Source organism: Agrobacterium sp. B1(2019) (assembly GCF_008274755.1).
Taxonomy (GTDB): domain Bacteria; phylum Pseudomonadota; class Alphaproteobacteria; order Rhizobiales; family Rhizobiaceae; genus Agrobacterium; species Agrobacterium salinitolerans.
The window spans coordinates 1-1516 of record NZ_VTPB01000011.1; the positions used below are offsets into that span (position 1 = coordinate 1).

Consider the following 1516-nt stretch of genomic DNA (forward strand, 5'->3'; position numbering starts at 1 on the left):
CTCTTGATTATCTCCTTCCGAAAGTCGGACAGGAGGGCATCGGTCGTTGTGAACATGTAAGGATGCTCGTCGCCGTCAAGATGACAATGATCGCCTTTGCCGCGTTCGTTGTCGAAACCGACGATGCGCCGACCATCCTTGCCAAAAAACAGTCGATACTTGAACAGGTGCGTGCTACCGGGAACGGGTTCTGGCACCTTCCACACGACGATCTCGACAATCGCACCATCTGGCAAAACAGTTTTCGAACGTTTCACAAGTACCGCGGCAATGATGTTGTCGTTTATGCCATCACAACACGCTGTTGTCAAGGATGCCAACGCAGCTTTGAGGTTGATTTGGCGGCAGGTTGCAGGATGTTTATGCTTGGAATATTTTACCGATTTATCTGCCTTAAATACATATATTGTTATTTTTATACTTGATACAAGGAATAAATTACCGGCGTTAACTTAAGTGAATGATCGCGGCGCGCTATTGGTTTGAGGCAGGGGAGTGTCGCCCGCAAACATATAATTTGTGTAGGAATGGCGCTAAAACATATAAATATTGTAAGTAGACAGTTGCTGTGAAAAGTGGGGAGTTTGATTGGCGGATTTTGCTGCCTGCAACCAAGTGATTTATATAGGTTTTTGCATGAAGGATGAATTATTTATTGGTGGAGCAGAGAGGGAATCTGATTATGAAGTGGACTAAAAAGGCGATGAAATTGGTGACGAGCAATCGTAATAACAATATCATGATATTGTTATTACGATTGCTCGTCACCAATTTCATCGCCTTTTTAGTCCACTTCATAATCAGATTCCCTCTCTGCTCCACCAATAAATAATTCATCCTTCATGCAAAAACCTATATAAATCACTTGGTTGCAGGCAGCAAAATCCGCCAATCAAACTCCCCACTTTTCACAGCAACTGTCTACTTACAATATTTATATGTTTTAGCGCCATTCCTACACAAATTATATGTTTGCGGGCGACACTCCCCTGCCTCAAACCAATAGCGCGCCGCGATCATTCACTTAAGTTAACGCCGGTAATTTATTCCTTGTATCAAGTATAAAAATAACAATATATGTATTTAAGGCAGATAAATCGGTAAAATATTCCAAGCATAAACATCCTGCAACCTGCCGCCAAATCAACCTCAAAGCTGCGTTGGCATCCTTGACAACAGCGTGTTGTGATGGCATAAACGACAACATCATTGCCGCGGTACTTGTGAAACGTTCGAAAACTGTTTTGCCAGATGGTGCGATTGTCGAGATCGTCGTGTGGAAGGTGCCAGAACCCGTTCCCGGTAGCACGCACCTGTTCAAGTATCGACTGTTTTTTGGCAAGGATGGTCGGCGCATCGTCGGTTTCGACAACGAACGCGGCAAAGGCGATCATTGTCATCTTGACGGCGACGAGCATCCTTACATGTTCACAACGACCGATGCCCTCCTGTCCGACTTTCGGAAGGAGATAATCAAGAGGAGGAAGAAGCCATGAGAGAAGCCTTGATTCAAATC

The 1516-nt window shown here is 44.5% G+C and carries 2 protein-coding genes; one reads left to right on the top strand and one right to left on the bottom strand.

Annotated features, from left to right (window positions below; translation table 11 throughout):
• The coding region (locus AGR1_RS30075; RefSeq protein WP_348640605.1) for a DUF6516 family protein at nucleotides 1-257 on the bottom strand (257 nt) is incomplete at its 3' end.
• A 1026-nt stretch (nucleotides 258-1283) separates the two neighbouring features.
• Here AGR1_RS30075 and AGR1_RS30080 point away from each other — a divergent pair.
• Nucleotides 1284-1496 (top strand): DUF6516 family protein, encoded by a 213-nt coding sequence (locus tag AGR1_RS30080; RefSeq protein ID WP_348640606.1) that lies wholly within the window; start codon nucleotides 1284-1286, stop codon nucleotides 1494-1496.
• Nucleotides 1497-1516: the final 20 nt, after the last annotated feature.